General features: G+C 70.8%; 3 protein-coding genes and 1 pseudogene. 1 reads left to right on the top strand and 3 read right to left on the bottom strand.

Translation table 11 applies throughout. The annotated features are described in order from the left end of the window. Positions 1 to 237 precede the first annotated feature (237 nt). Positions 238 to 1575 carry a DivIVA domain-containing protein gene (locus E1266_RS36140; RefSeq protein ID WP_132054928.1) on the bottom strand — a complete coding sequence of 446 codons (1338 nt, stop codon included), beginning with the start codon at positions 1573 to 1575 and terminating at the stop codon, positions 238 to 240. Positions 1576 to 1916: 341 nt separating this feature from the next. Then, positions 1917 to 2339: a methylmalonyl-CoA epimerase gene (gene mce / locus E1266_RS36135; protein WP_132054926.1), complete on the bottom strand. Its 423-nt coding sequence runs from the start codon at positions 2337 to 2339 to the stop codon at positions 1917 to 1919. A gap of 107 nt (positions 2340 to 2446) precedes the next feature. Here mce and E1266_RS36130 point away from each other — a divergent pair, with 107 nt between their 5' ends. Then, positions 2447 to 3643, top strand: a complete 1197-nt coding sequence (locus tag E1266_RS36130) for an acetyl-CoA C-acetyltransferase (RefSeq protein WP_132054924.1) — start codon at positions 2447 to 2449, stop codon at positions 3641 to 3643. On the opposite strand, the pseudogene E1266_RS36125 reads toward E1266_RS36130, so the two are convergent. Then, positions 3640 to 3771: pseudogene (locus E1266_RS36125) on the bottom strand (IS481 family transposase); the annotation flags it as partial. The gene E1266_RS36130 and the pseudogene E1266_RS36125 sit on opposite strands and share 4 nt — an antisense overlap.

Here is a 3771-nt window from a genome sequence, read left to right as displayed (position 1 = left end):
GGAGCGGGGACCTTGCGGTCGGCGGCGGGCCGTTCCGTGCCGGGCTTCGCCTCCGGTCCGTCCTCGTGGGGGGTCTCGTCGGACACGCCGCTCTCCTCTTCCGTCCTGCTCTCCCGGGGCACCCGTCCGGAGCCGCGGACAGTGCGCTACTGGGTCAGACGACGGAAAGCCTAGAGGCGTTTCCGCTGCCTCTAGGCTTTCCCGTCACATGTCGGCCGCGTCAGGCGGCCGGCCGGATCACTCCTGCCACCAGTCCTCGTCGTCCTCGTCGGACTTCTTGGCCTGGGCGGCCTGCTTGGCGGGCGCGGCCTGCTTCGCCTGCTGAGCGGGCTGCTGCCGGGGCGGCTCGGCCTGCTGCGGGGCCGGCTTGGGCTCGGCCGCGGGGATCGCGGCCGGCTCCGGCGGCGCGGCCAGCTCGGCGTCGCCGCCCAGGTTCGGGGCGACACCGCCGATCAGCTGACGCAGCTGGTTGAGGTGGCTGGTGATGCTGTCGCGCTGGCGCGTGAGCTCGTCCACCTGGCGCTGCGCGGCCGTCCGGACGCGGTCGGCCTCGGCCTTGGTCTCGGCGAGCAGCTGCTCGGCCTGCGCCTTGGCCTCGGCGATGACGTTGTCCGAGTTCTTGCGCGCGTTGGCCATGAGCTGCTTGGCGTGCGAGTCGGCCTCGCGCCGGGTCTGCTCGGCCTGCTGGGTGGCCTTGGCGGCCCGCTGCTCGGCGGACGCGGCGCGCTGCTCGGCCTCGGCGACGAGCTTCTGCGTGGCGGCCTGGGCGGCCGAGTGGCGCTCGGCGTCCTGCCGGTCGGCCTCCTCGCGGCGGGCGGCGAGCTGGATCTCGAACTCGGCCTCGGCCTGGGCGCGCTGGGCCTCGCTCTCCTCCAGGATGCGCTGGGCCTGGGCCCGCATCTCGTCGGCCTGCCGCTTGGCCGTGGTGAGGATCTCGTCCCGCTCGCGCTTGGTGGACGCGCGCAGCTGCGCGACCTCGCGCTCGGTGGTGGTGCGCAGCTTCGCGATCTCCCGCTCGGCCGCGGCGCGCTTCTCGGCGACCTCGTGGTCGGCGGTCGCGCGCAGCTTGGCGACCTCGCGCTCGGTCGTGGAGGTCAGCTCGTCGGCCTCGCGGCGGGCGGAGGTGCGGACCTCCTCCGCCTCGCGCTCGGCCGCGTTGCGCATGTCGTCGCCCTCGCGCTGGGCGTTGGCGCGCAGTTCCGCGGCGTCGTTCTCCGCGGTGGCGCGCTGCTCGGCGGCGTCGACCTTGGCGGCGGCCTTTATCTCGTTCGCCTCGGAGCGGGCGGCCTGCACGAGCTCGGTGGCCTGTTCCTCGGCGAGCCTGAGCAACTGCTCGATGCGCGCGCCTAGACCGGAGTACGTGGGGCGTTCCTGCTCCTGCAGCTGACGATGGGCGTCCGACAGCTCCCGCTGCAGGGCCTGGGTCTGCTCGCGGGTCTGCCGGACCTCGTTGTCGAGCGACTTGATGTGCTCGTCGACCTGGTGCCGGTCGTAGCCGCGGAGCACCACGTCGAATTCGCGCGGGGGCGTGTCTTCAAAGAAGTTGCTGAGCTGGGCGTCGATGTCGGACTGCATGTGGCTCAATCCTGATGTGACGGGGCTACGGGTAGTTCCGGGGACCGGTTGATCGCCTGGCATGACGGGCGCAGTGCCCCAGACCTCTTCCGGCGAATGAAGCGTACTCCGGACACTGCCGTGTTGGGGGCTCATCTTGACGCGCTGCGTGTTTTGTCCCTTTTATGGCCCTCGTCTCCGGGTCGGTTCCGGCGCAGGTACGCGCCCCACAAATGCACCAGATGTGGCGGAACGGTCACAGAGCGGCAGTCAAAGGCCCGCCGCCCGTCACCGTGATATCGAACACGTCACGATCCGGTCGCGCCCCTGCGGCGGCGGGCCCTGAAGATCATGCGGCCCGATCAGCGCTTCTGCACCAGCTCGGTGAGGACGCCGTGGCAGTCCTTGGGGTGCAAAAAGTTGATCAAGGATCCCATGGATCCGTTGCGCGGCGCGTCGTACAGGACGCGGACGCCCTTGCCCGCGATGCCGGCCGCCTCGTCCTCGACCGTCCCGTCGGTCCCGAACGCGATGTGGTGCACGCCCTCGCCGTTCTTCGCGAGCCACTTGGCCACCGGCGAGTCGTCCCGGATCGGCTCGATCAGCTGCAGGTAGCTCGCCGCCCCGTCGCCGGTGTCGTTGATCTTGAGCATGCACTCCCGGACGCCCTGCTCCTCGTTCACCTCGAAGTGGGCGTCGGTGAAGCCGTAGGTGGCCTTGTAGAACTTGACGGTGGCGTCCAGGTCGTGACAGGCGATACCGATGTGGTCGATACGGGTCAGCATGGGCTTTCTCCCTACTCGGGCGGACAGGCGGGGGCGAACTGAACCGGACGAGGTTCTCCTGGGTATGGTGGCAAACGTCGCCGCAGCACCACCCTGGAGGCCCCCACATGACCACGTCCGTGATCGTCGCCGGAGCACGCACCCCCATCGGGCGCCTGACGGGCTCGCTGAAGGACTTCTCCGCCGCCGACCTCGGAGCGCACGCGGTCAAGGCGGCGCTGGAGCGCGCCGGGATCACCGGCGACCAGGTGCAGTACGTGATCCTCGGCCAGGTCCTCCAGGCGGGCGCGGGGCAGATCCCGTCCCGGCAGGCGGCCGTCAAGGCGGGCATCCCGATGAACGTCCCGTCGATCACGATCAACAAGGTGTGCCTGTCCGGCCTGGACGCGATCGCGCTCGCCGACCAGCTGATCAGGGCCGGCGAGTTCGACGTCGTCGTCGCCGGCGGCATGGAGTCGATGACGCAGGCCCCGCACCTGCTGCCGAAGTCGCGCGGCGGCTACAAGTACGGCTCCGTCGAGGTCCTCGACCACATGGCCTACGACGCGCTGACGGACGCGTTCGACGGCGTCTCCATGGGCGAGTCGACCGAGCGGCACAACGCGAAGCTGGACATCTCCCGCGAGGAGCAGGACGAGTTCTCCGCCCGCTCCCACCAGCGCGCCGCCGAGGCCGTCAAGAACGGCCTGTTCGACGACGAGATCGCGCCGGTCGAGATCCCGCAGCGGCGCGGCGAGCCGGTCGTGTTCTCCACCGACGAGGGCGTGCGCGGCGACACCACCGCCGAGACCCTCGCGAAGCTGCGCCCCGCCTTCAGCAAGGAGGGGACGATCACGGCAGGCTCGTCCTCGCAGATCTCCGACGGCGCCGCCGCCGTCGTGGTGATGTCCAAGGCCAAGGCCGAGGAGCTCGGGCTGACGTGGCTGGCCGAGATCGGCGCGCACGGCAACGTCGCGGGTCCCGACAACTCGCTGCAGTCCCAGCCGGCCAACGCGATCAAGCACGCGCTCGGCAAGGAGGGCCTGGACGTCGCCGACCTCGACGTCATCGAGATCAACGAGGCGTTCGCCTCCGTGGGCATCCAGTCGATGCGCGACCTCGGCGTCGGCCCGGACAAGGTCAACGTCAACGGCGGCGCCATCGCCCTCGGCCACCCGGTGGGCATGTCCGGCGCCCGCATCGTGCTGACCCTGGCCTACGAGCTGAAGCGCCGCGGCGGCGGCCTCGGCGCCGCCGGCCTCTGCGGCGGCGGCGGCCAAGGCGACGCGCTGCTTATTCGTGTTCCGACCCGAACCCTCGCCTAGCTGTACTGCCCTGACAGGTTGGTGACGCGGCTGGCGGGGGGTTGGCCTGCTAGTGCGGTGTGGCCGCGGTGGTGGTTGTAGATGTGCAGCCAGGGTGCGAGGGCGGCGCGGCGTTGGGTTTCTGAGGT

The sequence above is a fragment of the Actinomadura sp. 7K534 genome (assembly GCF_004348575.1).
GTDB lineage: Bacteria > Actinomycetota > Actinomycetes > Streptosporangiales > Streptosporangiaceae > Spirillospora > Spirillospora livida.
Note: the sequence above shows the minus strand (reverse complement) of the source record. Positions and strands in the feature narration are given on the sequence as shown.